A 26,166-nucleotide genomic window follows, 5' to 3' on the forward strand; every position below is an offset into this window, starting at 1 on the left:
GCGGACATTCGCGACTTTTTCCCGGCAGGGGATGAATGAAGGTTGAAGCCTGATTTCGCGCTCGCGAAAAAACCTTGCAACGGACAGAACCGAAAGGAATTCCATGTGAAGCCGATTCGGCTCGACGATGTTGGAGCCATGCCGGCCGCGTTCCTCGCGCGCCTGAAGCCCTTAGAACACCTCTTTAGGCAACACAAGTACATAGACTCCCTCACGCAAGACCCTCGCGCGGGGCGCCTGCAGTACGACGTGGAAGACTACTTGCGAACTCAGCCCGTCCGTGGATACCATTGCACACGCGAGCCGATGCCGGGCTACTTCAGCAACCATGGTCTTCGCTTGACGGACATCGCAAGCCACCAAGCGGAGTTCCTCGCGCAGTGGGGTCACCTGTTCACCGACAGCGAAAAGGAGGACATGCGCCGCGCGTGGAACAGCTACTTCGTCGGTACCGGCCAAGAGCGAGCGCGAAACGGGATGCTCTGGTTTTGCCTGACTGAATGCAGCGCGCGAGTACACGGGACGCGAGTCTTCTTCGACCACTTCGGTGGCGAGGCAGTGTTCATGCCGCTGAAAGACCATCCCACTATTGCGCTGAAGTTGGGGAAGATTGGGACCCCGGTCGTCGTTGAAGCGCGCCTGCAACCTGGGACGACGGCCCCGCTGCGCTTGGCGCTACCGCTTTTGAGCGCATACCACCGCACCGTCCGGCCTGACGCGCATGTGTGGGAGGCAGAGACGAACATCCGGCGGCCAGTTCCCCCTGCGGACGTCTTGGCGGTCAGCCGCCGACGGCCACAACAGCGTGGCCATGCTTGTTCGTGGTGAAGGCGAAACGCTAGACGCGTTGCTCAAGCGGCTTGATAAAGCCATCGCCCAGTTCTACGACGACGGGCAAGCCATCGACGAGATCAATGGTGTTTGACGCGGTATCCGCGTCAAGATGACATGACCGGTCGCTTACGCTTTTTTCCCGATTTCAGATGCTCGCGGCAGACGGCGCATCGCACGAGAAACGCAGACCTAAGTTAGCCCCGTCGGAACAGCGGTAGGACGTTGATCTGCGACAAGGACTTAGCCTCGGATCCTGAGAAAGCAGTAGATGGTGGATTAAGTCGTGAACACATTTCTGAAAAATCGGCGAACACATTTCTGAATATGGACGGCTAGGTCAATGGATGCCTCGTGCTGTCCAGCGCCTTGCTGGAGATGGAGGGGAGGGTGCGACTAGATTAGGTGACATAACACCCTGGAGGGGGCGCCAATGCGCCCGCGCGGCGTCAGGCGGGCGGAGTAGAGCACCCTGTTGCGATAAGACGCATCAACATATGACGTGAGGGCCGCGACCTTGCTGCGCTGCTTGATGGTGCCGTGGCTACCTAGTCTTCAGACTCGATCTCGTGGGCCCGCTTAAAACGAACCCAGAAATCAGGGTCTTTGAAGTCCATATGTTCGGCAAGGTACCGGAGCTGCTCTTGAATGGCCGCGGCCTTGCTCCGGAGTTCAGTCCTTCTCGCGTCGGGAAGCTCTGGCCCAATTTCCGGCAACTTTCCGACTTCCTCAATGATCTCGCTCAACGACCACTTGTCAACGCCTTGCGGACGGCGCTCAAAGAAGGCCTCAATTGCAGCTATGCGCGTTCGAATCTCTGTGTTGTCCTTGCTGGGCTCGGTCAGCTTAAGTCTGAGCGCATTCAGGCTCTTTCGAGCCTCGAGTTGAACCTCCTTGCTGATCGCACCGACGGCATCAAACGCGACAGTTTTCGCCCATGGCATCAGGGCTTCGCGAATCGCCGTTTCTTCAGAATTGACTTCTTCCAGCATCCTCCGAACGCGGCGAGATAACTGGTACGCCTCCATGATCGGAGGGGCGTCTGTCCATCGACCACTCGAGCTTGAGAGCAGCACGAGGTTCGTAGCAACCAGATCCACAAGTTCCTTGAGCTGCTCGGTCAGGACTTCCGCTTGATCGATTGATTTCTTGAGTTCTCGGGTTTTGGCTTCCATCCCGAGGCCTTTCAGCGATTCGAAGCGCTCAATCGTCGCAGCGAAGAGAAGCACAACGCCCGCACCTATGGCGGTACCTGCAACGGGCAAGTTTTCCTTCCAAATCGCCCAGACGCCAAGGCCAAGGACGGCGAGTCCCAGGATTGTCAGGACGACGTCGACGAAGGCGAACTGGATCGAGCGTGCGATTTCGAGTCGAGTTGCTTTCTTCTTCTCCATGGCTGGAGCGTACCCTATGGCTTTTGCAGGCGCACAAATGCTGACGTGCGCGGAAGCAACTCCGGTGGTCAGTGGACGGGATCTTGATTGAAGAGTACAAAGTCACGCGGAATCGGCCCCCCCAAAGAGTGGGGCATGAGGGCAGGACGTCAATGCTGGGCTGTGGACATCAATGATGGGATACGACACCTTTGCAAACCACGCGCACCCACATACTAGTTAACATAACACATATTGTATTGCCTCACATGTGCCTCCGGCCCAAGCTCGTCGCCAGAGCGAACGAGTTCTTAAACACGTGCGATGGTTCTGATGCAACTTTCAACGGGTATACGGGAAACGCACAGTCGGTTCATGCTCGCCGTTCGCCCGACTGGTCAATCTTCGGAATCGTTTGGCATCTCGTTCGTCACATGCCTCTACCTTGCCGGCCCAACCTTTTGGAGCAATGCACAGCTGCGAAGCCCGTGGCATCGGGTCCGTGGTCGCGTGCGTCGGCGCAGGACCGCGTCGGCGCGCCGGGTTGCGGCTCGCCGTTCGCAGAACAGATGTCGGCGGACAGGGGCGTCGCACGCACGGCGGCCGTCGCGAACCGGAGCTCTGCGCTGGCCGTCTCTCCGCATGCGATGGCAGCAGCAGCGGTAATGGCGAGCAGCGAGACGGCCATGTACCCCAGGGGCCACGCGCGGTCCGCCTCCAGCGAAGATCCGACGTCGGCCGCGGTGCGCACGACCGGGCCGTGTGCCGAGCGTGCGAGGCGTGACGTGCGCGAGTGAGCCGAAGAATGAATGCCCTGCGTCATGGTGATTCCCAGAGGGCCGCGAGGCCCTGACCCCAGGACGGCTGGGGGTCCGGCTCGCAGGTATCGCGAGACGGCTCGAATGCTAGGTTTCGCATCCGGGTTGAGGTAGCCCTTCGGCAGTTACCGTGGTGTTGCACGTGCGGCATCAATGGGCACTGATGCCACATGCGCACCACTGTAGGTCCGTCGACGCATCTACCCCCGCGCGGACGTTGGCCGCAGGATTCGAATTGTCATCACCACTCAACCCACCCATCGGAGCCCCGCATGACCAGCGACACTATCACCACCGACGACGGCACCCGCATCTACTACAAGGACTGGGGTCAAGGCCCCGTGGTCACTTTCTCGCACGGTTGGCCGCTCAACGCCGACGCATGGGACGGCCAGATGCACTTCCTGGCGCGCAACGGATTTCGCGTCATCGCGCACGACCGGCGCGGCCACGGCCGGTCGACCCAGTCGTCGTCGAACAACCATATGAACGGTTACGCAGACGACCTCGCGGCGCTGTTCGACGCACTCGACCTGAACGAGGTCACGATGGTCGGCCACTCGACCGGCGGCGGCGAAGTCGCGCGCTACATCGGGCGCCACGGCAGCAAGCGCGTGGCCAAGGCCGTGCTCATCGGCGCCGTGCCGCCGGTCATGTTGAAGTCCGCGGCCAATCCGCAAGGCCTGCCGATCGAGGTGTTCGACGGCATTCGCGCCGGCGTGGCAGGCGATCGCTCGCAGTTCTACAAAGACCTGGCGCTCACCTTCTACGGCGCCAACCGAGCGGGCGCGAAGGTTTCCCAGGGCGTGCTCGACCAATTCTGGCTCTGGAGCATGCAAAGCGGCCAAAAGAACGCTTATGAGTGCATCGCGGCATTCTCCGAAACCGACTTCACCGAGGACCTGAAGAAGTTCGACGTGCCGACCTTGATCATGCACGGCGAAGACGACCAGATCGTCCCCGTGCATGACTCCGCCAGGAAGTCGGTGCTGCTGATCGAGCACGCCAGGGCCATCTACTACCCCGGCGCACCGCACGGGCTCACCACCACGCTGCAGGACCGGGTGAACGCGGACCTGCTGGCATTCCTGCAAAGCTGAAGTGCCAGCAGACCGGGCAGCCCTTCGCGGCCCGGCCCAGCCGTCTGCGCCGAGGGGTCAGCCGCCCGTGGCGGGCGTCTCGATCCAGAAATTCCCCAACTCGCGCCAGGCACTCGTCTGCAGCGCCGTGGTCAGGCGCGCGAGCTTCTCGGGATTGCGCTGCACATGGATCCGGTTGATCCGCACGCCGTCCGTCTCGAACGACTGTGCCGACTCCAGTTCGCCGTGCACGAAGCGAACCAGGCCCCATTGGCCGTTGAACACCACGGGCTCGACACGGATGGCGCGCCCGAAGCGCCGGTAGGTCGCATAGAACAACTGCGCGACCCGCTGCGCGCCAAACAGGGGCTTGCCGAGACTCGGCACCTGGCCTCCGCCGTCGCCCATGAACTCGGCATCGTCAGCGAGCATGGCCACCAGCAGCGCGAAATCGCCGTGCGCCAGCGTCTCGGCAAACCTGCGCAGCAGCTGCAGGTGCTGCTCGGGGGACACCATGCGCCGCTGACGCCCTTCGCTCATCTGGGCCTTGGCCCGGTGCACGATCTGGCGGCAGGCGCCCTCGCTCTTGCCGAGCGTCTGCGCGACCAGCTCGTAGTCCGCGTCGAACACCTCCCTCAACAGGAACGCCGCGCGCGCCTCGGGGTCTAGCCGCTCCAGGAGCATGAGGAAAGCCGTCGAGACGTCGTTGGCCCGCTCGAGCAGTTGCTCGGGCGTGGGCGGCGATTGGTCGGGCGCGGGCTCCGGCAGCCAGAGCCCTACGTAGCTCTCGCGTTGGATCCTGGCGGTGCGCAACCTGTCGATCGACAGCCGCGTGGTGACGGTGACAAGCCAAGCCTGCGTGCTCTTGAATGTCTCGGTCGACTCGCTCAGGCGCAGCCAGACGTCCTGCACCACGTCCTCGGCGTCGGCCAATGAACCCAGCATGCGGTAGGCGATGCCCTGCAGCCGCACGCGCTGCTCGTTGAATACGCCTGCGCGTTCGTCTTGCATAGAACCCATGAGCATGCGCCGGCCGGCCGTGGCGAAAGCACGCGTTTTGAACGGGCACGGCGGGTGAACCCGCTCTGTGCCGGACTCCCCGGAAGCGGGCCAGCCTACCAGCAAACCGATGGCACGGGCCTGAAGCCCCGATCGCACGGCACGTCGATTGGTGCGCCCGAGGCAACACGGTGCGCTTCACCACGTGCCTACCGCTCACAGGCCGCGCTGCCTAGCATCGAATCGTTCGCAGCAAACACCTTCACAACGCGAAGCCAACCGTCTCGGCGAGCCTGGAACGGACCGCTTCAACCAACGGATATTCATGAAGCTCTACTACATGCCCGGCGCCTGCTCCCTTGCCGACCTGATCGTTCTCCAATGGATCGGCGCGGACCACGAGCCGGTGCGCATGAGTCTGGAGACCATCAAGTCGCCGGACTACCTGGCCATCAACGAAGGCGGCACCGTTCCCCTGCTGGCGCACGGCGACCTGTCGCTCACCGAGAACGTCGCCATCCTCGGCTACCTCGCCGACCTGCACCCCGAGGCGCGGCTGCTGGGCGACGGCTCGCCGCGCGAGCGCGCCGAAGTGATGCGCTGGCTCGGCTTTCTCAACTCGGACGTGCACAAGGCCTTCAAGCCCATCTTCACGCCGCAGCGCTTCCTGCGCGACGCAGCCCTGGCGCCCGCGCTCGCGGAAACCGCGCGCGGCCATGTGCGCGAATACCTCTCGCGGCTGGACGAAAGGCTTGCGGGACGCAAGTGGCTCACGGGCGAGCGTTCGGTCGCCGACCCCTACCTTTTCGTTCTTTCGCGCTGGTCCGCGGCCAAGAAGGTCGACATGCAAGGCCTGGACAACCTCGCGCGTTTCGTGCGGATGATGGACGCCGATGCCGGCGTGCAGGCTGCGCTGACGGCAGAAGCAGGCGCGCCGCCACGCGCCGGCGTCGCGCAGTGAGCGTCGCATGAAGCTCTCGCTGGACCTGTCCCTCGACGCGCACGCACACGGGTGCGCCGCGTCGAGCGCCCTCGCCCGCTGGTATGGCGAACAAGCCGCCGTGCGGCGCCTGTGGGCCATCCGCCCGGCCGACGACACCGCACTGCGCGTCATCGTGATGCTGGAGCCCTCGCTGGATGGCGACGAGATCAGCCCCGTCTGGATGGCGCATGGAAGCCGATGGTCACGCGAGCTGCGCGAGAGGCTCGACGCCGCAGTGCAGCTCGAACGCATCGACGGCCCGCTGCCAGACGAATTCGAGATCGACGGCGAAGGCGCTGTCCTGTCGGCGCTCTGCTGGCGTGACTCGACATCGCCCTCGAGCTGAAAAAACGCCCTCACCTTCCCACTTCTTCACCCTCGGAGCATCTCCATGAGCAAGGTTCTCGTTCTCTACTACAGCATGTACGGCCATCTCGAGGCGATGGCCAACGCGGTCGCCGAAGGCGCCCGATCGGTCCAGGGTTGCGAGGTCGCGCTCAAACGCGTGAGCGAGACCATGCCCGCCGACGCCCTGCGCCAGGCCGGCGGCAAGGCCGACCAGGTTGCGCCGCTCGCCACGGTGGCGGAGTTGCCCGACTACGACGCCATCATCTTCGGCACGCCCACACGCTTCGGCAACATGGCCGGCCAGATGCGGACCTTTCTCGACCAGACCGGCGGGCTATGGGCCAAGGGCGCGCTGGTCGACAAGATCGGCAGCGTCTTCACCTCCACCGCCACGCAGCACGGCGGGCAGGAAACCACCATCACGTCCTTCCACACGACCTTGCTGCACCACGGCATGCTGATCGCGGGCGTGCCCTACACGTGCGCGGGCCTCACGAACATGGACGAGATCACCGGCGGATCGCCCTATGGCGCCGGCACGCTCGCCGGCTCCGACGGCAAGCGCTCGCCGACGGACAACGAACTGTCCATCGCCCGCTTCCAGGGCGAGCACGTGGCACGGCTTGCGGGCCGGCTGGCGCGCTGAGACTGCGTTCACCTTCGCGCCAGCGAGAGCAATCCGTGCCCACCCGCTCCTTCGAGTTTCACGACCGCAGCGGGCATCGCCTGTCCGGCAGCCTTGAGATGCCCGAAGGCATCGAGCGGGGCTGGGCGCTCTTTGCGCACTGTTTCACCTGCGGCAAGAACAACCTGGCGGCTGTTCGCATCGCGCGAAGCCTGGCCAGCATGGGCATCGGCGTGCTGCGTTTCGACTTCAGGGGGCTGGGCGACAGCGAGGGCAGCTTCGCCGAATCGAGCTTGGCGCTGAATGTGCACGACCTGGTGGCGGCCGCCGATGCGATGGCGGCCGCCCGCATGGCGCCCGATCTGTTGATCGGACACAGCCTGGGCGGCTCGGCCATGCTCGCCGCTGCTGGGCGGATTGCCTCCGCACGCGCGGTCGCGACGATTGCAGCACCGTTCGATGTGGCACATGTGCTGCGACTGCTCGATCCCGTTGGGCTTGCGCGCCTAGCGGCCGAAGAACAGTCGATGGTCAAGGTGAGCGGACGGCCGATGGTGGTCAGCAAGGCCTTTGTAGAGGACCTCGACGCCCACGACCAGGGCGCTCGCATTGCAGCGTTGCACCGGCCCCTGCTGCTGCTCCACGCGCCGCACGACCGCACCGTGGACATCGAGAACGCGACGCGGATCTTCCTTGCCGCTCGGCATCCAAAAAGCTTTGTCTCGCTTGACGGAGCCGACCATCTGCTGTCGCGCCGCGAGGACGCTGAGCACGTCGCGCAATTGATTGCGGCCTGGGCTTCACGCTACCTGCCAGAGGCCCCTGCCGCCCGGCCGGCCACTGCGCATGCCGAGGCCGAGGAAACGGGCCTCGGCAAGTTCCAGCTGGCGCTGCGTTCGGGCGGCTCGCGCTGGCTGGCGGACGAGCCGACGACCGCAGGCGGCCTGGGCTCGGGGCCCACGCCCTACGACCTGTTGTCGTCGGCGCTGGCAGCATGCACGACGATGACGCTGCGGCATCACGCCGACAGCAAGGGCTGGCCGGTCACCCGCATCCGCACCGCCGTGAACCACCGCAAGGACAAGGCCCTCTCGCCGCCCGACGTCTTCAGCCGGCGGATTGCGATCGACGGTGCGATCGATCCGGTACAGCGCGCCCAATTGATCGAGATCGCGCGGCGCTGCCCGGTCCACCGCACGCTCGCACAAGGCGTGAGCTTCGACCCCGCGCAAGAAGAGCCGCCGCCATGAGCGCGCCCCCGAATATTGCGAGTGCCGTCGTCACCCTTCACCGGTGCGTTGCGCAAGCCGGCCTCGGCGCCGACCTGATCGGCCTCGCCCGGCTGCGCGTGGCGCAGATCCATCGCTGCGACGCGCGCATCGACACCCACTTCCTGTCCCTGATCGGCGCGTCGGTGTCCATGGAGAAGCTGGCGAGCGTGGCGCACTGGCGTGAATCGGGCACGGCACTCGCGCCCAGCGAGCAAGCGACGCTGGCATGGGCCGAAGCTTTGGCGCCGCGCACCGCACCGCCGATTTCCGACGCGTTGCATCAGCAGATTGCCGCGGTGCTCGGCCACGAGCAGCTGGTAGGGCTCAGCCTGGCCATTGCACTGGAAAACGCCCTGAGTCGAACACGCTGGCCTTGAAGCTTCGAGCGCAGGCCCCTGTGTTCCCACCGTACCCACCACCGAAAGAACCGATCATGCCCCTCCTTGCCGCCCCCTCCGTCGCACTGCTCGCACCCTACACCGGCAGTGAGATGCTGCCGCTCTACACCACTACGGTGGCCGTCTCCGGCGGCGAGGCACGCCATGCCAGGGCGTCGGGCCGCGCGGTGTCCGACGACGGCAACCTCGACCTCGTCCTGCGCCTGCCCGAGGCCTTGGGAGGCAACGGCGGGGGCACCAACCCCGAGCAGCTGTTCGCCGCGGGGTTCGCCGCGTGCTTTCACGGCGCCATGACGCTGGTAGCGGCTGCCCGAAAAATCCGCCTGCCGCACGACATCGACATTGCCGCGACGGTCACCTTCGGCCGCGATCCCGCCGACGGCCTGTTCCTTCTGCGGGCCGACCTGTCCGTGAGCCTGCCCGCGATGGATGCCGAAGACGCCGCGGCGCTGGTCGCGCAGGCCGAGAAGGTCTGCCCCTACGCCAAGATGGCCCGCACCGGCATGCAGTCGACCGTTCGCCTGGTCTGAGGTGCCTACCATGAACAACGTACTTGCACGCCCCCTCGAGCTGCCCTGTGGCGCCACGCTGAAGAACCGCATCGCCAAGGCGGCGATGAGCGAGGGCATGGCGAACACCGCGAACCATGCCACCTTGCGGCTGGACACCCTGTACGAGCGGTGGGCGCGCTCGGGTGCGGGCCTGCTGCTCAGCGGCAACATCCAGGTCGATCGCCTGCACCTGGAGCGCCCGCTGAACATCGTTATCGACGACGACAGCGGCCGGCGACAGCTGGCACGGCTCGCGTCGGCCGGCAAGGCGCACGGCGCGCACTTCTGGGCCCAGCTCTCACACCCCGGCCGGCAGGTCGACATCGCCATCAACGCGGCGCCGCTGGCGCCTTCGGCCGTCGCACTCGACGTCCTGCGCGGCCTCGGCGAATTCGCGATGCCGCGCGCCATGACCGAAGCGCAGATCGAGCGCGCCATCGGGCAGTTCGCATTCGCGGCGCTGGAGGCACGCGACGCCGGCTTCACGGGCGTTTCCCTGCACGCGGCGCACGGCTACCTGATCTCGCAGTTCCTGAGCAAGCTCTCCAACACGCGAGACGACCGTTGGGGCGGGAGCCTGGCCAACCGCGCCCGTTTTCTGCTGTCGGTGCTCGAGGCGGTTCGACGTGCCGTCGGCCCACGGTTTCCGGTCGCGATCAAGTTGAACTCTTCGGACTTCCAGCGCGGCGGTTTCAACCATGAGGAATGCATCGAGCTTGTGAAGATGCTCAACGGCAGCACCCTCGACCTGCTGGAGCTGTCGGGCGGCTCGCTGGAGCAGCCCAAGGTCATGGGGATCTCGCTGAAGGACGAAGGCGAAGACGGGCCGCCCCAGAGCACGGTGCAGCGCGAAGCGTATTTTCTGAACTTCGCCAAGGACGTGCGAGACGTTGCGCGCATGCCCGTCATGGTCGTCGGCGGCTTCAGGTCGGCCAGCGTGATGGCCGCGGCCATCGAGCACGGCGAGCTCGACGTGGTGGGACTGGGCCGCCCCATGGCGGCCGACCCCGACCTGCCCGCGCGCCTGCTGTCGGGCGCCGTCACCGTCGCCCCGCGCACGGAGGACGCGCTCGAGATCTTCCATGTGCTGCCCTGGCACATCATGCAGCTCGAGCGCATGGCCGACGGCCTGGAGCCGGACCTCGCCCTGGGCGGGCCACAGGCCGCCGACATGTTCGGCGCGCTGGAAGCCCGCAACGCATCGGCGCTGCTGCGCCATCGCCAGCTCGCAGCCGATCGCCAGCACCCGATTGGTGACTCCGCGACAACACCGTGATCCATCGCCCGGGGCTACCGCGCGCGAACGGCCGATCCTACGATCGAACCAACGCGAAGCTCCTTTGCAAACGGAAGCCACAGCCGCACTGTGGCGCGCTCGACATGTCGGGCATCGACGAAGGCAAGACTATGACCAGGATCGCAGCAAGCCTCGGGCTCGCACTGTTGTTCACCACCGGCGGCGCGATGGCGCAGCACACCGCGGCGCATGGCGCGCCGCACGACGTCAAGGTGACGCCGCTCCTGCTCAAGGAGCTCACGGACATCCCCGGCAAGGAAGTGCTGATGATCACGGTGGACTATCCACCCGGCGGCGCCGACCCCGTTCACCGCCACGACGCGCACGGCTTCATCTATGTGCTGCAGGGCTCGATCGTGATGGGCGTGAAAGGCGGCAAGGAAATCACGCTCAAGCCCGGCGAGACCTTCTACGAAGGTCCGAATGACATCCACACCGTGGGACGCAATGCGAGCAAGACGAAGCCCGCCAGGTTTCTGGTGATGCTCGTGAAGAACAAGGGCGCCGAAGCCGTGCTTCCGGTCAACTAGCCCACCGCCTGCCTTCTGCCCGTCGCAACGAAGATGACGGATGTCAGATCGCCGAGGCGGCTGTAACGAGGCGTGCACTTTCCATCCGTTCGTGCACGGGACGAACTCACGTCGGCGCGGTGTTCCCCGCGTAAATCCGACCAGCAACACGGCGACGCGACGGGTGGAAGGCAACCCTCTCTTTCCCTCGACAGGAAGCAATGCGATGAAGCTCTTCTACATGCGCGGTGCCAGCTCGCTGGCCGACCACATAGTGCTCGAATGGTCCGGCCAGGCTTACGAGGCGGTCCGCATGGACCGCCTGGGCATCAGGACGCCGGAGTACCTGGCGCTCAACCCCACGGGTGTCGTGCCGCTGCTGGTGCACGGTGATTTCGCCCTGACGGAGAACGTGGCCATCCTCGGCTACCTCTCGGACCTGCACCCGCACTTGCAACTGGCCGGTGACGGCTCCGCGCGTTCGCGCGCTGAGGTGATGCGCTGGCTCGGCTACCTGAACTCCGACGTGCACAAGGCCTTCAGGCCGATCTTCTTTCCCGCGCGCTATCTGCCCGACGGCGGCCTTGCGTCGCAGCTCGCCGCGACGGCACGCGGCCATGTGCGCGAGTACCTGCAGCGGCTCGACGCGCAACTCGAGGGCCGCGAATGGCTCACCGGCACGCGCTCGGTCGCCGACGCCTATCTCTTCGTGATGCTGCGCTGGGCCATCGGCACCAAGGTCGGCCTGCAGGGCTTCGACAACCTCGCCGCCTTCGTGCGCCGCATGCACGCCGACGAGGGCGTGCACGCGGCGCTGGTGATGGAAGAAGGACTGTCCAGCGCCACCGAGCGCGCGCGCGGCGCCCCGGACCAGTTGATGCGGCTGAACGATCGCATCCGCGACAACCTCGCCACGACGCTGCAGGCCGAGGTGGTCGGAACGGTGGCGTACAGCGAGGGCGACGGCGCCGCCCTGGAAGTGCGCCGGGGCATGGTGGACATCGAGATCTCGCGCCAGGACACCGTCTTCAGCTGGCGCGACGAAAACTACAGTGCGCAGACGGCCATCCCCTTCCAGAACTTCGCACGCTACGTGAGCGACGGTGCGATACGGCTGGCCTTGTAGGCGCCGGCGCCCATGACCGAACCGACCAAGGCGGCCGCGCCACCCCCAACGCGATCGGCCGCCCCGCGCGAATCGATGGACTACGACATCGTCATCGTGGGCGGCGGACCCGCGGGACTGGCGGCGGCCATACGGATCAAGCAGATCGAGGCCGGTGTCTCGGTCGCGGTGCTCGAAAAGGGCAGCGAGCCCGGTGCGCACACGCTCTCGGGCGCCGTGATGGACCCGCGGGCCATCGAGGAGCTGCTGCCGGACTGGAAGACGCTGGGCGCGCCGCTCGCCCAGCCCGTCACGCAGGACGAGTTCCTGTTCCTGGGCAAGCGCCGCTGGCTGCGCACGCCGGGCTTCCTGGTGCCGCGGTGCTTTCGCAACGAAGGCAACCATGTCGTTCGCCTCGGGGAACTCGTCAAGTGGCTGGGTGTGCACGCGGAAAGCCTCGGGGTCGAGATCTTCGCGGGCTTTGCCGCCACCGAGGTCCTCCATGACGCGCAGGGGCGCGTCGCGGGCGTCGCCACGGGCGACGTGGGCATCGGCCGCCACGGCGAACGGACCGCGTCGTTCCAGCCCGGCGTCGAGCTGCGCGGCAAGTACACGCTCTTTGCGGAGGGTGCGCGCGGGCAGCTCGGGCGACAACTCATCGAGCGCTTCGGTCTCGGCGAAGGGCGCGATCCCGCCAGTTACGCCATCGGCCTGAAGGAGCTGTGGGAAGTCGACCCGGCGCAAGCACGCCCCGGGTTGGTGGTGCACACCGCGGGCTGGCCGATGGACAACGAGACCTTCGGCGGCGGCTTTCTCTACCACCTCGACAACAACCAGGTTGCGCTGGGCTTCGTCATGGGGCTCGACTACCGCAATCCTTGGCTGAGCCCGTTCGACGAGTTCCAGCGCTGGAAGACGCACCCCGCGATCCGCCGGCACATCGAGGGCGGCAAGCGCATCGGCTACGGCGCGCGCGCCATCAACAACGGCTTTCCTCAAAGCCTGCCGCGCACCGTGTTCCCCGGCGGCGCGCTGATCGGTTGCGACGCGGGCTACCTCAACGCGGCACGCATCAAGGGCAGCCACGCCGCGATCAAGACCGGCATGCTGGCCGCGCAAGCCGCCTGCGCGGCGCTGCAGCAGGGCCGCTCGGGCGACGAACTCGCGGCATATCCGCAGGCGTTCGAGGCCAGCTGGCTGCGCGAGGAACTGCACCAGTCCCGCAACTTCAAGCTGTGGTTCAAGAAGGGCATGCTCGTCGGCACGCTGATGACAGGCATCGAGCAATGGCTCATGCCCAGGCTGGGCATCGCCTCGCCGCCGTGGACGCTGCACGGCAGGCTGCCCGATCACGCCGGCTTGCGTCCTGCGGACCAGTGCCAGCCCGTCGCCTACCCGAAGCCCGACGGCGAGCTGAGCTTCGACCGGGCGAGTTCGGTGTACCTGAGCAACACCCACCACGCGGAAGACCAGCCGGTGCACCTGACGCTGCGCGACGCGGCCGTGCCGGTCGGCATCAACCTGCGCGTGTACGCCGGCCCCGAGAGCCGCTACTGCCCCGCCGGCGTGTACGAATTTCTCAAGGACGAGAAGGGCGGCGACCGGCTCCAGATCAACGCGCAGAACTGCATTCATTGCAAGACCTGCGACATCAAGGACCCGACCCAGAACATCGTGTGGGTCGCGCCCGAAGGCGGCGACGGCCCGACCTATGCGTCGATGTAGGTCGCCCACCGATACCAAGGAGCCCCCATGAACACCCCATGCACCCACCAGGACCAGATCCGCCCCGTGCTACCGGCCACCGAAGGCTGCGAGGAATGTCTGCGGCTGGGCGGGCGCTGGGTCCATCTGCGCATGTGCCTGGTCTGCGGCCACGTCGGATGCTGCGATTCTTCGCCAGGCAAGCATGCGACCGGCCACTTCCACGACACCGGCCACCCGGTCATGCAGTCGGCGCAGCCGGGCGAATCGTGGAGGTGGTGCTACGTCGACGGGCAGATGATCTGACCCGCCGACGGGATTCAAAGAACGAGAACGGCGGAGCCCACGGTGCGCCGCTGCTCGAGGTCGCGGTGGGCCTGGACGAGCTGTTCGAACGGGTACACGCGCGCAGGCGTCGCGTCGACCATGCCGCGAGCCACGGCATCGAACAGGTCCGCGGCGGCGGCAGCCAGTTGCTCGCGCGTTGCGACGTAGTGCGGCAGGATCGGCCAGGCGAGCTGCAGCGCCTTCGGCGCGAGCTCAAAGGGATTGAGGTTGGGCAGGTCGCCCGACGCCTTGCCGAAGACGACGAGCATTCCGCGAATCGCCAGTGCTTGCAGCGAGCCCTTGAAGGTGTCCCTGCCGACCGAGTCGAACACGGCTCGCACGCCACGCCCCGCGGTAATTTCCATGACGCGCTCGACGAAATTCTCCGTCCGGTAGTTGATGACGTCGCTGCAACCCGCCGCCCGTGCTGCCGCGGCCTTCGCGTCGCTCGATACGGTTCCGATGACCTTCAGGCCCATGGCCTTGCCCCATCGCGCCACGATCTGGCCGACGCCGCCCGCGGCAGCGTGGTAGAGCACCGTGTCCCCGGCTTTCAGGGGCAGCATCTCCTTGAGCAGATAGCGCGCCGTGAGCCCCTTGAGCAGCACGGTCGCGGCTTGCTCGTCGCTCACGCCGGCCGGTATGGCGACGAGCCGGTCGGCCGCATACAGCCGGGCCGTCGCATACGAGCCGTTGATGTCGTCCGAATAGGCCACGCGATCGCCCACGGCCACCGACGTCACGCCGGGGCCGATGGCCTCCACGACGCCTGCGGCCTCGTTGCCGAGGATCGCGGGAAGCGCCGCCACGGGGAAGGTGCCGCGCCGGTAGTACACGTCCACGAAGTTCAGGCCCAGCACCTTGTTTCTGACGAGGACTTCGCCCTGGCCGGGCGCCTCGAGCTGCACGTCCTCGAACTGCAGGACTTCCGGTCCTCCGTAGGCATGGATGCGGGCGGCCTGGACTGTTTGACTCATTGCGATGATCTTTCGTGTTTGGGTTGCTTGCTGAAGGGTTTCGCGCGGGCTAGCGCTGCGCAACGTTGCTGCGCAGCCAATCGGCCAGGGTCGTCTTGCCCAGGTGCGCGTCCCGACCTGCAACCAGGGACTCCAGGGCGAGCACCGCGCCGAAGTAAGGGGCCTGTGCGTCGCGCACCACTTCGCGCGAATCTCCTTGTGCAACGAGCCAGTGCGACACGGCGTCCGCGACGGACATGCGCTCGGGTCCGGCAACCTCGACCACGGCATTGCGGGCGGTCGCCAGCACGGCGTCGGCCAGTCGGTCGACCAGATCGTCCGCGGCCACGGGTTGCATGAGCGCAGGTGTGAGCCGCAGGCTTGCATCCTTCGCCTGCGGCTGCGCAAGCCCGCCGATGAACTCGAAGAACTGCGTGGCGCGCACGATCGTGAAGGGCACCCCCGAGGCGCGCACCAGCGCCTCCTGCGCCACCTTGGCGCGGAAGTAGCCGTTGTCGGGCAGCCCCTCGATGCCCACGATGGAAAGCACCACGTGGTGCTTCACGCGTGCCACCCTCTCGGCCGCCAGCAGATGGCGCGTGGAGGTCTCGAAGAACTTCAGCACGGCTGCCGGCTCGAAGGACGATGCGTTCAGCACGTCGACCACCGCCTCCACGCCCTGCAGCGCGGCCTCGAGTCCCTCGCCGGTGATGACGTCGACCCCGCTCTTCAGCGATGCCGCCACGACGTCGTGCCCACGTTGGCGAAGCACTTTCACCAGCTTTGCACCGATAAGGCCGGTGCCGCCCATGACTGCGATTTTCAAGATGTGTTCCTTCGGTGGTTCGGGTTGTCAGTTGCGCCGGGCCGACAGCGAGAGCGCATAGGCCGTCTGGCGCGCCGCGAACATCGGGTCCGGCGGCTGGCCGATGCCGGCGGCCAGTTCGGCGGGGTTGAAGATGCGTGGGTCGCACAGGCCGGTGTGGTCCAGGGCAGTGATCGCGACGGTTCCCAGGCGCACGAACTCGCGCCGGTCCTCGTCGGGCCAACGCACGGTGACGTCCAGGGTCGGGTCGCCCGAGCGCCCCAGCAACGCGAGAACATCGAAGCGCACCGCGTGCGCGGCGATGCGCGTGTCGAGGTCCTGCACCAGGAAGTCCGCGGGCTTGGCCTTGGCTTCTTCGTCGGTCAACGTGAGCTCGCCGTCGACCGGCACGATCTTGAACTTGATGAAGCGGACCTGCCTCTTCGCGTTGGTCGCCGGAAACGAATGCACGCCCCAATAGGTGACCCCCGCGAAGCTCGCCGGCATGGGCCGGGCGGCCACGAAGCGCGCCTGGTTGAGCGTTTCGGGATGGGCGTCCGAAAAGGACTTCAGCCGCTCGGCATCGGGCTTGCCGTCGGGCCCCGGCGCACGGACCTTCAGGAACGCCAGCATCTGGTCCAGGCTGCTGGCGAAATGCACCGGCGCGCTCTCCAGCACCAGGGTGGAGCTTTCGCCCTCGTTGCCCAGCCGCAGCGCCAGCCCCTCAGCACGGCCTTGTTGTTGTCCGCGACCTTGGGGTTGCCGCCACCCACCGAGAAGCGTGCAACGACGGCGGATGGCCGGTTGAAACTCGGCGAGCGGGTGACCCGCGCCGCGTCCCTGGCAGGTGTGTAGGTGCCGCGAACGCACTGGCCCTTGGCGAAAGTGGCACGCACGTTCGGCGGGTCGCCCGCGACTGCCTTCAACGCAGTGACGATGTCGCCCGGCGTGGCGCCCGGCATGCCCGCCTGTGCGGGCATGGGCGCGGTCTGCGCCGCGGCATTCGTAGCGGCGGCGAGCACGCCGCCGAGCATCGCCGTCGCAAGGGTGGCCCGGCGCAGCATGCGGGCGGGAGCGCGTGGGGGTTTCATCTGTGCTTTCCTCATCGGAAAAAATCGCGGGCCATACGGACCCGTTCGCAGCCACACGGCGCGGCGTCCGCAAATCGTAGGCAAGGGGTGCGGGCCGCGGAAGGCATGCGGCGCACGCCATCGTGGTGAGCGGTGCGCACCAATCGGGAAGCGCCGCCATTGGTGCTTGTTGGGCACCGCCCTGGTTCGCCGGGCGGCGCTACCGGCCGCGCCGGGGGCTGCCTACGATGGCCTGCACCCTCTTTTTTTCACCGACGCCACAGGCACGCACATGATCCAGCCCATGAAGATCGACTTCATTTCCGATGTCTCCTGTCCTTGGTGCGCTATCGGCCTGCACAGCCTGGAGGCGGCCCTGGAACGGACGCGCGACGTCGTGGACGCCACGATCGAGTTCCAGCCCTACGAACTGAACCCGACGATGCCGCCGCAGGGCCAGAACATCGTGGAGCACGTCGCGCAGAAGTACGGCTCGACCCGCGAGCAGTCGGAAGCGAACCGCGACATTCTTCGGGCGCGCGCGGCCGACGTCGGCTTTGCCATGCCGGTGCCGGCGCACAGCCGCATCTACAACACCCGCGATGCACACCGGCTGCTGCACTGGGCCGCCGGCGAGGGATTTCAGGCGGAGCTCAAGCACCGCCTGTTCGACGCCAACTTCACCGAGAACCTCAACGTGTCGGACCCCACGGTGCTGGCCGACGCGGCGGAGAAGGCCGGCCTGAATCGCGCGGGCGCCGAAGCGGTGCTGGCCTCCGATCGCTTTTCCCGGGAAATACAGGATGCCGAGCGCATGTGGCGCTCGCGCGGGATTCACTCGGTTCCGGCGATCCTGATCAACGGCAGGCATCTGATCTCGGGCGGCCAGCCCCCCGAGATCTTCGAGCAGGCCATCCGGGAGATCGCCGCACAGGCCTGAGCCCGCCCGCGGGCTTCATCCAAGGACCGCGTCGGCGGTCCGTGCGCCGCCGTCGCGGCGTCCGGCATCCGGTGCATGCTGCCGCATCGCGCGGCCGCCGAGCAAGCCCCTTCGATCGGCCAGGCTGATCGCCTCGGTGCGGCTCGCAGCGGCCAGTTTGCGAAGAATGGCCTGCACATGCGACTTGACGGTGCTGCTCGAAATATCGAGCTCCCGCGCAATGGTCTTGTTGCACTGCCCCAACGCCAGCAGCCGAAGCACGTCGGTCTCGCGGGTGGTCAGCGGCTGGCGCGTCAGGCTGTCGGCCACGCACTGCGCGACCGCCTGCGCCATGTAGCGCCCACCCTGCGCCAGGGTTCGCACGCAATGCACCAGCTCTTCCAGGGCGCAGCCGTGCAGCAGGTAGCCTTCCACCTCCTGTTCGAGTGCCAGCCGGATGTCGTGCTCGCGATCCAGGTCGGTCACGATCAGCAGCTTCGCCTGCCGGAAGACCCACGCGCCGTCCGCCTGTGTCATGGCGGCACGCAACGCCAGGGCGTTGCGGTGGTCGGTCACCAGCACGTCCGCGGCATAGATCAGGTCGTGGCCATGCTCCACGCGGTCGCAGGTCGCCTTGATGCCGGGGTGTCCCTCCAGCGCCGTGGCCAGGCCGGCGGCAATCAGCGGCTCGGGGTGCATCACGACGACGGCGATGGCGCCCGGTTCGAAAGCATTCATGGCATGTACTCCTCGGTTTCTTTTTCGGTCGATGCGGTGCGGGGGCCTCGGCTCCCGCTCCCGATGCAGCTATGTTGCGAGCATCGCTGCGCCGAAGCGAGTTATCGGTTGCAAGGCGTTGATAGCGCGGCGGCCACACCGCTGCAAACACGGTTGCAGCGCTCGCTCGCGCAGCCGGGCCTTGTGTGCCGCCGGCTAACAACGCCTAACAACGATTGCTATCCGGAGGGCGTGGCAAGGCCGATGATTCCGGCATGTCACCTGCCGTCCATCCAACAGCGCCCGTCGCACGGGCCGTACTTTCAGAGCGCGAAGTTCCGCCGCCCGTGACGGCGTTCGTTCGCGCCGTCAATGCCATGGACCACGCAGCCCTGGTCGGCCTGTTCGCGCCGGAGGCGCTGGTGAACGACCAACTGCGCGACTTCTGGGGACTGGCGGTCATCTCCGCCTGGCTCGCCACGGAGGTGGTGGGCGCCGGGCTTCAGCTGACGGTGCGGGTGGCGGTGCGGCACTTCGAGGACATCGTCCTGACGGCAGAGGTCGCGGGCGACTTCGACAAGACCGGGCTCCCGACGCCCTTGCTGCTGGACTTTCACTTCTCCATCGACGCCGGGCTGATCTGCCGGCTGATCATCCTGAGCAAGCTGCACGCCGATGCGGCGCCGGAAATCCGGGTGTCGCCGCCGGGCGCAAAGCCGGGTTCGGGGCCCGCGCCATAGGGCGACCACAAGAACTTGTCCCACGCGGGATTTGGGTGCGCCAGTAGTATCGGCCGGGTGTCGCATCCCACCATCAAGACCCTGTGAACGCAGACCGTCCCGCCTCGGCGCGCGTGATCGCACCCGCGACGCAGCGCCTTTCGTTCGGCCCCTTCCAACTCTTTCCCGCCGAGCGCCGCCTGGAGCGGGACGGCGCGCCGGTGCGGCTCGGCGGCCGCGCGCTCGACCTGCTGGTCGCCCTGGCCGAGGCCGCGGGCGAAGTAGTCAGCAAGAAGACGCTGCTGGCCCGGGTCTGGCCCGACACCATCGTCGAAGAGGGCAGTCTGCGCTTTCATCTCGTCGCACTGCGCAAGGCCCTGACGGACGGCGGCTCCGGCAGCACGTACATCACCAACATCGCGGGCCGCGGCTACTCGTTCGTGTTCCCGGTGATCCGCAGCGACGGCGCGCCGCCGGCTGCAGGCAACAGCACCGCCGCGCCGCCGACGACGCCGTCGGCGCCGTCGGTGACTTCCTCGCGCACCTTGCCGGCCAGCGCCGCCTCGGTGGTCGGGCGCGGCGATGCCATCTCGGTAGTCGTGGCGCAGTTGCGTCAGCGCCGTTTTGTCACCATCGTAGGCCCCGGCGGCATCGGCAAGACGACAGTGGCCATCGCGGCGGCCCACGCGCTGGTCGCCTCCTTCGGCGGGGACGTCGTGTTCGCCGACCTGTCCCTGATCGACGACCCGGCGCTGGTGGCACCGACCCTCGCGGCCGCGATGGGGTTGACGCTGCGTCCCGACGACAGCACCGCGGGCCTTGCCGAACATCTTGCGCACCGCCGGACACTGCTGGTGCTCGATTGCTGCGAGCACGTGATCGACAGCGTGGCCGCGCTCACCGAGCGGCTGGTGCGCGATGCGCCGCAAGTGCATGTGCTCGTCACCAGCCGCGAGGCCTTGAGGGTGGACGGCGAATACGTCCATCGACTGGCACCGCTGGACTACCCGTCGGCCACCGGCGAGTTGAGCGCGCAGCAGGCGCTCTCCTTCTCGGCCGTGCGGCTGTTCGTGGACCGCGCCGCCTCGAGCGGATCGGATTTCGTGCTCAGCGATGCCGATGCCCCCCTGGTGGCCAAGCTGTGCCGCGAGCTCGACGGCATTGCGCTGGCGATCGAGTTGGCCGCGGGCCGGCTCGAAGCCTACGGGCTGCGCGGCATCGTCGATCTGCTGGACCGCCGCATCAAGCTGATGTGGCACGGCCGTCGCACCGCGGTTCCTCGGCAGCAGACGCTGGGCGCCACGCTCGACTGGAGCCACAACCTGCTCACGGAGGTCGAGCGCACCGCGCTGCGGCGCGTGTCGGTGTTCGTCGGCGGCTTCTCGCTCGAAGCGGCGGCGTTCGTGGTCGCGGGCCAGGACATCCCGATCGCCGACGCCGCCGAGGCGATCGGCAACCTGGTTGGCAAGTCGCTGCTGAACGTGGACGCGGGCGGCGCGACGCTGCGCTACATGCTGCTGGACACCACGCGCGCCTACGCATCCGGAAAACTGCTCGACAGCGGCGAGACCGAGGAGGCTGCACTGCGGCACGCCCGCTATTTCGCGAGCTGGCTCCAGGGGCGCACGGCTGCGAGCGGCACCGACCGCGACGCCGAGACGGCGGAAGTCGGCAACCTGCGCGTGGCGCTCGCCACCTGCTTCACCGACGGCCGCAACCCGGCGCTGGGTTGCGAGCTTGCCGCCGGGTCGGCGCGCATCTTCCTTGCACGCTCGCTGCTGGTGGAGTGCACGACCTGGGTCTCGCTGGCCCTGCGGCACCTTCCCGCCGATGCACGGGGAACGCTGCACGAACTCGACCTGGAGACCGTACTCGGCCAGGCCCTGACCTTCACGGGCGGCGACAGGCTCGAGGTCGAGCGCGCCTTCGCGCGCGCGCTGGAGATTGCGTCGGCCCTGCAGGACAACGCCAGCCGGTTCCGCATCCTGAACAGCTTGGCGATGGCGCGGCACCGCGCTGGCGATTTTCGGGGCGCGCTGGAAACGGCGCGCCAGGCGGAAACCACCGCTGCAGCCGCGCACGACGCGGACAACGTGGCCATCGCCGACTCCATGCTGGGCGTTGCGCTGCACATGGTCGGGCAGGTCGCCGAGGCAGACCGGCGCTGGCAGCGGGTGATCGTGTACGGCGCAAGCGCCGACCGGCTCGCGACCACCGCTCGCTTCGGCTTCGACCACCATGTTCGCGCGCTCTGCGGACGCGCGCGCAGCCTGTGGCTGCAGGGCGAGCACCCACAGGCGACGGCCTGTGCCTTGCGGGCGATCGACGAAGCCGAGCGGCTGGGCCATCCCGCCACGCTGTGCATCGCACTGATCTGGGCCGGCGCGGTGTTCGTGTGGCAAGGCGACCTGCCGCGCATCGCCGAGGTCATCGAGAAGCTGTCGATGCAGGCGCAGCTGCATTCGCTCGGCCCGTACCTGGCGGTGGCGCAGGGCCTGAAGGGCCAGCTGCTCATTCAGCAAGGCCACCCCGATGCGGCCGTTGCGCTGCTGGGCGAATGCCTGCGCGCGCTCAGATCCAACCACTACGAAATGCTGTCGACCACCTTCGTGATCACCTTGGCGCAGGCGCTGTCGGACGCGGGCCAGCAAGACGACGCCGTGGCGGCCATCACCGAGGCGATGCGCCGCATCGACAGCGGCGGTGACCTCTTCCACCTGCCGGAGGCATTGCGAATGAACGGCAGCATCCTGGCCAGGCGGGGCGAGCCGGACCAGGCCGCCGCTCTCCTCGCGCAGGCGGCGGAGCTGGCCGCGTCGCAGGGCGCAAGGCCATGGGAGCTTCGCGCGCTGGCCGCGCTGGCGGAGGTTCGCGACCAGCAAGGCAGCGTCGCCGACGCCGGCTCGATCGGGCTTGCCGGCTGAACCTGGCGGCCCGGCCTCAGAACTCGCCGGCGCAGCGCAGGTCGAGCGTGCGCGTGTGCAGCGTCATGTAGTCGACGAAGGCGCGAATGCGCTGCGGCAGATGCTGGCGGCTCTGGTAGCAGAGATAGTGGCCGCTGTCGTCGGGCGCATGCTGCGCGAGACATGAGACCAGCGTGCCGGCACGCAGTGAATCGCACACCTGGTAGGCCGCCATCTGCGCGATGCCCTGCCCGTCGAGCACGGCCTGCAGGACCAGTTCGGCATCGTTGAAGCTGTGCAAGGCACGCGGCAGCAGCTTCTGCGACTGGCCAGCCACCTTGAACTCCCATTCGAATACCCGCCCCGAAGCCAGCCGGAAGTTGATGCAGCGGTGCGCCGCGATGTCATCGACGCTGGCCGGCAAGCCGTGCGCCCGTGCGTAGCCGGGCGAGGCGCACAGCAGCATCTGCATCGGAATGAGTTGCCTGGCGATGACCTGGCTGTCTTCCAGCCGGCCGCTGCGAAACCAGAGGTCGACGCCGTCGGCCGCGAAGTCGCCTAGGCTGTCGTCGAGCAGCAGGTCGAGCGTGACCTCCGGGCAGGCCTCGCGAAAACCTTTCAGCAAGGGCGCCACCACCTTGCGGCCGAAGCCGACGCTCGAGCTGATGCGCAGATGCCCGCGCGGCGGGCCTTCGCGCAGTTCGCGCATCTCGCTGAGCGCCTGGACCAGGTGCTCGACGCCGGGGCGGCAGTTCGCATAGAAGAGCTCGCCCTCGCGCGTCAGCGTGGTGGAACGCGTGGTGCGGTGGAAAAGCCGCGTGCCGAGGTTCGCCTCCAGCTTCTGCACGCTGCGGCTGACCGCGGAGCGGCCGATGCCCAGGCGGTCGCTTGCCCGCGCGAAGCTGCCTTCGGCCGCCACCATGATGAAGGTGACGACCCCCGCATAGCTGGTGGCGAAGCTCGATGCCAGCGTGTCGCCGCCGATCTGGCGAGAAGGTCCGGGGGATACGGAAAACATGGGTGGCTCCTGCGGTTCGAGACCAGCGCGCCCTCGCGCTGCGTCATGCCATGCAGTGTGTCGGCGGCGCCCGGCGCTTGAAATCCGCCACATGGCGGAGACGCCGCACGCGGCGCGGTGTCGATTGGTGCGCGCAGCGCAACACGGTGGACACGCCGCCCGGCCTACCGCGGCGATGCGGTGCTGCCTACGCTCGACTGCGCCGCATCGGGCATCCCCGTCACCGTCCCCATTTGCCCCCTTTCCCCCCGGAGTCCCCATGAGCCCACCCCTTCCGACCTTCGAGCGCAACGACATCGCCGATGCCGTGTTCGACGCCACGGGCGTCGCCGCCCGTGCCAAGCGCGCCGGCGATCTTGCGCCCGACGTGACGCTGCCGGATGCGCGCGGACAGCGCGTGCGACTTTCCGACGTATGGCGCAAGGGCCCGCTCGTCCTGGTGTTCTACCGCGGCGGCTGGTGCGGCTATTGCAATCTCCAGCTGCGCGCCTGGCACCAGCAGTCGGGGGCGCTGGCGCGCCTGGGTGCCACCCTGCTGGCCATCTCGCCGCAGACGCCGGACCACTCGCTGGACACGGCCGAGCGCAACCAGCTCGCATTCAACGTGCTCAGCGATTCCGACCTCGAAGCCGCCAACGGCTTCGACCTCGCGTTCACGCTGCCGCCCGAGCTCGTGAGCTTCTACGGATCGGTCGGCACCGACATTCCGGTGCTCAACGGCAACGGCCTGTGGGTGCTGCCGGTTCCCGCGACCTACGTGATCGACAAGGAAGGCCGCATCCGCTTCGCCCACATCGAGGAGGACATCCGGCAGCGCGCCGAGCCGGGCGACGTGATCGGCGTCATCGCGGACCTGTTCGAGGACCCCGGGCGCACAGCGAGCACCGGCCCCTGAGGCGGGCGTCCAAACGGCGAAAACCGGGGTCTGTCACAGAAGGGTGCAGTCAAACGTCTAAGGACCATGGACACCAAAAACCAGAACTGCACGAACAGCGCGCCGATGGCCGTGCCCAGCGAAAGCGACTCGGCGAACGAGTCGAACGCGTCCTTCTGGGACGCCTTGAAAACCGAAAACCCCACGGACCGCGTGGTTCGCCCGGATGCGGTGCGCCGCGTGCGCGACCCCGCCAGCGGCACCACGGTGCCCGCCAAGACCGACGCGCTCGCGACAAGTTTCACGACCAGCTACGCGGGCGTAGTCGCCTTCATGGCCGTGGTGGCGGAAGGCAGCTTCGCCAAGGCCGCGGACCGCCTGGGCGTCGGCCGTTCGGCCATCAGCCGGAGCGTGCAGAAACTCGAGGAACAACTCGATGCGCGGCTGTTCAGCCGCACCACCCGAAGCACCACGTTGACCATCGAGGGCGAGCGCTTCCATGCGAACTGCCATCCGGGTGTGGAGCACATCGTCAATGCGCTGGAAGACATGCGCGAGATGCGCCAGGGACCACCCAGCGGGCAACTGAGGATCTGCTCGACCGTGGGCTTCGGCCGCAAGGTCGTGGCGCCGCTTCTGCAGGGCTTTCACGCGGCCTATCCGGCCATCGCGCTGGAACTGGTGTTGAACGACAACTTCGCCGATTTCACCTCGGACCGTGTCGACATCTCGTTTCGCAACGGGCGCATGGAGGACAGCCAGGTCGTCGCCAAGCAACTGATCCCGATGCAGATGCTGCTGTGCGCCTCGCCCGCCTACGCCCGGGTGCACAGCTTGCCGGCGAGCGTGGAGGACATCGCGAGCCACGCGTGCATCAATTTCCGGCTCGCGTCGGGGCGGGCCCGCGAATGGGAATTCAAGGTCGCCGGCACCGTCCAGAAGATGGTGCCGCGCGCGACAAGCAGTTTCAATGACGAGGAGCTAGTGCTCGATGCCGTGCTGCAAGGCCAGGGGATCGCGCAGATGCCGGCCTACCAGGTGTGCGAACTGATGCGCCAGGAACGCCTGGTGGACTGCCTGCCGCAGCACGCGCCGGACGATCGCGGCCACTACATCTGCTACCTGAGCCGCCAGCACCTGCCATCGCGCATTCGCGTGTTCGTCGACTACATGGCGGCGGCAACGCGCTCACTCGACCTCGACTGCACACCGCGTACGGCCCACCCTGTAAGCGTGCAGGCACTGAGGGCCTGACGCACCGGCGGGGCATACCGCCGGGAGCTGGCTTGCGGCGGCCCGGCTTGCAGGCGTCGCGCGATTGGTGCGCATCGGGCAACACGGTGAGGCCTCTTGCATGGCTACCGCTTGCGGGTCCCCAAACCTACGCTTGCGCCTGTTTCCGCGGTTCCCGCAAACGGGTAGCCCAGCCGCTATGAGCCGCAAGGCACTCGCCACATCCAAGGAGTCGTTCATGACCCAACGCGTCAACTACGTCCAGCAGTCTCCCGAGCTCTTCAAGAAGTTCGTCGAATTCCTCAACGTCATCAAGGAAGGCGCCATCGAAGAGCCGGTGCGCAACCTGGTGTCGATCCGCACCGCACAGCTCAACGGCTGCACCTTTTGCCTGGACATGCATGTGAAGCAGGCCAAGATCCAGGGCGAGCGCGAACTGCGCCTGCTGCACCTGGCCGCGTGGCGCGACTCCACGCTTTTCATTCCGCGCGAGCGTGCAGCGCTGGCGTGGACCGAAGTGCTGACCAAGCTGCCCGAGCAGGGCGTACCCGACGACATCTACGAGCGCGTTCGCACGCAGCTGTCGGAAAAGGAAATCTCGGACCTCACCTTCCTGGTGATGTCCACCAACGCCTGGAGCCGCCTGAACGTCGCCTTCAAGACCGTGCCGGGCTCCTCCGACAAGGTCTTCGGCCTGGACAAGGCCCAACTGGCCTGAGCGCCAGTCTCTTGCCA

27 protein-coding genes are annotated in these 26,166 nt (G+C 67.1%); 19 read left to right on the forward strand and 8 right to left on the reverse strand.

Features of this window, described 5'->3' with window-relative positions:
* Positions 1–42: 42 nt before the first annotated feature.
* Complete coding sequence (locus RT97_RS05270) at positions 43–828, forward strand: hypothetical protein (protein WP_155403736.1); 786 nt, start codon at positions 43–45, stop codon at positions 826–828.
* A gap of 551 nt (positions 829–1,379) precedes the next feature.
* Here RT97_RS05270 and RT97_RS32015 read toward each other — a convergent pair.
* Positions 1,380–2,225 (reverse strand): hypothetical protein, encoded by an 846-nt coding sequence (locus RT97_RS32015; protein ID WP_052810557.1) that lies wholly within the window; start codon positions 2,223–2,225, stop codon positions 1,380–1,382.
* Between the two features lie 1,069 nt (positions 2,226–3,294).
* Between RT97_RS32015 and RT97_RS05280 the strand changes: the two genes are divergently transcribed.
* The gene (locus tag RT97_RS05280; protein ID WP_042577724.1) at positions 3,295–4,122 is read left to right on the forward strand and encodes an alpha/beta fold hydrolase; all 828 of its coding nucleotides are present in this window, start codon (positions 3,295–3,297) and stop codon (positions 4,120–4,122) included.
* A 57-nt stretch (positions 4,123–4,179) separates the two neighbouring features.
* On the opposite strand, the gene RT97_RS05285 is transcribed toward RT97_RS05280, so the two are convergent.
* A complete protein-coding gene (locus RT97_RS05285; protein WP_437184092.1) occupies positions 4,180–5,121 on the reverse strand; it encodes an RNA polymerase sigma-70 factor in 942 nt (313 codons plus the stop codon).
* 304 nt (positions 5,122–5,425) lie between these two features.
* Here RT97_RS05285 and RT97_RS05290 point away from each other — a divergent pair, with 304 nt between their 5' ends.
* The 11 genes from RT97_RS05290 (at position 5,426) to RT97_RS05340 (ending at position 14,196) form a co-directional block, all read left to right on the forward strand.
* Positions 5,426–6,061, forward strand: a complete 636-nt coding sequence (locus RT97_RS05290) for a glutathione S-transferase N-terminal domain-containing protein (RefSeq protein WP_042577726.1) — start codon at positions 5,426–5,428, stop codon at positions 6,059–6,061.
* Positions 6,062–6,068: 7 nt separating this feature from the next.
* A complete protein-coding gene (locus RT97_RS05295) occupies positions 6,069–6,428 on the forward strand; it encodes a hypothetical protein (RefSeq protein WP_253278131.1) in 360 nt (119 codons plus the stop codon).
* 45 nt (positions 6,429–6,473) lie between these two features.
* The gene (gene wrbA, locus RT97_RS05300; protein ID WP_042577727.1) at positions 6,474–7,076 is read left to right on the forward strand and encodes an NAD(P)H:quinone oxidoreductase; all 603 of its coding nucleotides are present in this window, start codon (positions 6,474–6,476) and stop codon (positions 7,074–7,076) included.
* A gap of 98 nt (positions 7,077–7,174) precedes the next feature.
* Positions 7,175–8,305: a bifunctional alpha/beta hydrolase/OsmC family protein gene (locus RT97_RS05305; RefSeq protein ID WP_253278132.1), complete on the forward strand. Its 1,131-nt coding sequence runs from the start codon at positions 7,175–7,177 to the stop codon at positions 8,303–8,305.
* Complete coding sequence (locus tag RT97_RS05310) at positions 8,302–8,703, forward strand: carboxymuconolactone decarboxylase family protein (RefSeq protein WP_042577729.1); 402 nt, start codon at positions 8,302–8,304, stop codon at positions 8,701–8,703. The genes RT97_RS05305 and RT97_RS05310 overlap by 4 nt, the downstream gene beginning before the upstream one ends.
* Positions 8,704–8,759: 56 nt before the next feature.
* A complete protein-coding gene (locus tag RT97_RS05315) occupies positions 8,760–9,254 on the forward strand; it encodes an Ohr family peroxiredoxin (protein WP_042577730.1) in 495 nt (164 codons plus the stop codon).
* A gap of 10 nt (positions 9,255–9,264) precedes the next feature.
* Positions 9,265–10,551 (forward strand): NADH:flavin oxidoreductase/NADH oxidase family protein, encoded by a 1,287-nt coding sequence (locus RT97_RS05320; protein ID WP_042577731.1) that lies wholly within the window; start codon positions 9,265–9,267, stop codon positions 10,549–10,551.
* A 131-nt stretch (positions 10,552–10,682) separates the two neighbouring features.
* A complete protein-coding gene (locus RT97_RS05325; protein WP_042577896.1) occupies positions 10,683–11,102 on the forward strand; it encodes a cupin domain-containing protein in 420 nt (139 codons plus the stop codon).
* A 205-nt stretch (positions 11,103–11,307) separates the two neighbouring features.
* On the forward strand, positions 11,308–12,207 hold the full coding sequence (locus RT97_RS05330) for a glutathione S-transferase N-terminal domain-containing protein (RefSeq protein ID WP_042577732.1): 900 nt from the start codon (positions 11,308–11,310) through the stop codon (positions 12,205–12,207).
* 12 nt (positions 12,208–12,219) lie between these two features.
* The gene (locus RT97_RS05335; RefSeq protein ID WP_042577733.1) at positions 12,220–13,911 is read left to right on the forward strand and encodes an electron transfer flavoprotein-ubiquinone oxidoreductase; all 1,692 of its coding nucleotides are present in this window, start codon (positions 12,220–12,222) and stop codon (positions 13,909–13,911) included.
* Positions 13,912–13,938: 27 nt separating this feature from the next.
* The gene (locus tag RT97_RS05340) at positions 13,939–14,196 is read left to right on the forward strand and encodes a ubiquitin carboxyl-terminal hydrolase 14 (protein ID WP_042577734.1); all 258 of its coding nucleotides are present in this window, start codon (positions 13,939–13,941) and stop codon (positions 14,194–14,196) included.
* Between the two features lie 14 nt (positions 14,197–14,210).
* Here the strand turns inward: RT97_RS05340 and RT97_RS05345 are convergent, their stop codons facing one another.
* Genes RT97_RS05345 through RT97_RS33700 form a run of 4 tightly spaced genes read right to left on the reverse strand, consistent with a single transcriptional unit; the run spans position 14,211 to position 17,069 of the window.
* On the reverse strand, positions 14,211–15,194 hold the full coding sequence (locus tag RT97_RS05345) for a quinone oxidoreductase family protein (protein ID WP_042577735.1): 984 nt from the start codon (positions 15,192–15,194) through the stop codon (positions 14,211–14,213).
* 49 nt (positions 15,195–15,243) lie between these two features.
* Positions 15,244–15,999, reverse strand: coding sequence for an SDR family oxidoreductase (locus tag RT97_RS05350; RefSeq protein ID WP_042577736.1), 756 nt, complete (start codon positions 15,997–15,999; stop codon positions 15,244–15,246).
* Between the two features lie 27 nt (positions 16,000–16,026).
* Positions 16,027–16,656: a catalase gene (locus tag RT97_RS05355; RefSeq protein WP_253278133.1), complete on the reverse strand. Its 630-nt coding sequence runs from the start codon at positions 16,654–16,656 to the stop codon at positions 16,027–16,029.
* A complete protein-coding gene (locus RT97_RS33700; RefSeq protein WP_253278134.1) occupies positions 16,596–17,069 on the reverse strand; it encodes a hypothetical protein in 474 nt (157 codons plus the stop codon). Before RT97_RS33700 ends, RT97_RS05355 begins: the two co-directional genes overlap by 61 nt.
* A 283-nt stretch (positions 17,070–17,352) precedes the next feature.
* Here RT97_RS33700 and RT97_RS05360 point away from each other — a divergent pair, with 283 nt between their 5' ends.
* A complete protein-coding gene (locus RT97_RS05360) occupies positions 17,353–17,988 on the forward strand; it encodes a DsbA family oxidoreductase (RefSeq protein WP_253278135.1) in 636 nt (211 codons plus the stop codon).
* A gap of 15 nt (positions 17,989–18,003) precedes the next feature.
* On the opposite strand, the gene RT97_RS05365 is transcribed toward RT97_RS05360, so the two are convergent.
* Complete coding sequence (locus RT97_RS05365; protein WP_052810558.1) at positions 18,004–18,705, reverse strand: response regulator transcription factor; 702 nt, start codon at positions 18,703–18,705, stop codon at positions 18,004–18,006.
* A gap of 326 nt (positions 18,706–19,031) precedes the next feature.
* Between RT97_RS05365 and RT97_RS05370 the strand changes: the two genes are divergently transcribed.
* Entirely contained in the window at positions 19,032–19,424 is a 393-nt protein-coding gene (locus tag RT97_RS05370; protein WP_042577738.1) for a nuclear transport factor 2 family protein, read from the forward strand.
* A gap of 83 nt (positions 19,425–19,507) precedes the next feature.
* Complete coding sequence (locus tag RT97_RS05375) at positions 19,508–22,327, forward strand: ATP-binding protein (protein WP_080898177.1); 2,820 nt, start codon at positions 19,508–19,510, stop codon at positions 22,325–22,327.
* Positions 22,328–22,343: 16 nt separating this feature from the next.
* Here the strand turns inward: RT97_RS05375 and RT97_RS05380 are convergent, their stop codons facing one another.
* Positions 22,344–23,324, reverse strand: coding sequence for a LysR family transcriptional regulator (locus RT97_RS05380; RefSeq protein ID WP_042577739.1), 981 nt, complete (start codon positions 23,322–23,324; stop codon positions 22,344–22,346).
* Positions 23,325–23,583: 259 nt separating this feature from the next.
* Here RT97_RS05380 and RT97_RS05385 point away from each other — a divergent pair, with 259 nt between their 5' ends.
* The 3 genes from RT97_RS05385 (at position 23,584) to RT97_RS05395 (ending at position 26,149) form a co-directional block, all read left to right on the forward strand.
* Positions 23,584–24,219 carry a peroxiredoxin-like family protein gene (locus RT97_RS05385; RefSeq protein WP_042577740.1) on the forward strand — a complete coding sequence of 212 codons (636 nt, stop codon included), beginning with the start codon at positions 23,584–23,586 and terminating at the stop codon, positions 24,217–24,219.
* Between the two features lie 66 nt (positions 24,220–24,285).
* Positions 24,286–25,452 (forward strand): LysR family transcriptional regulator, encoded by a 1,167-nt coding sequence (locus tag RT97_RS05390; protein ID WP_253278136.1) that lies wholly within the window; start codon positions 24,286–24,288, stop codon positions 25,450–25,452.
* A gap of 217 nt (positions 25,453–25,669) precedes the next feature.
* Positions 25,670–26,149, forward strand: a complete 480-nt coding sequence (locus tag RT97_RS05395) for a carboxymuconolactone decarboxylase family protein (RefSeq protein WP_042577741.1) — start codon at positions 25,670–25,672, stop codon at positions 26,147–26,149.
* The last annotated feature ends 17 nt before the right edge of the window (positions 26,150–26,166 follow it).

Source organism: Variovorax paradoxus (assembly GCF_000834655.1).
Classification (GTDB): Bacteria; Pseudomonadota; Gammaproteobacteria; order Burkholderiales; family Burkholderiaceae_C; genus Variovorax; species Variovorax paradoxus_F.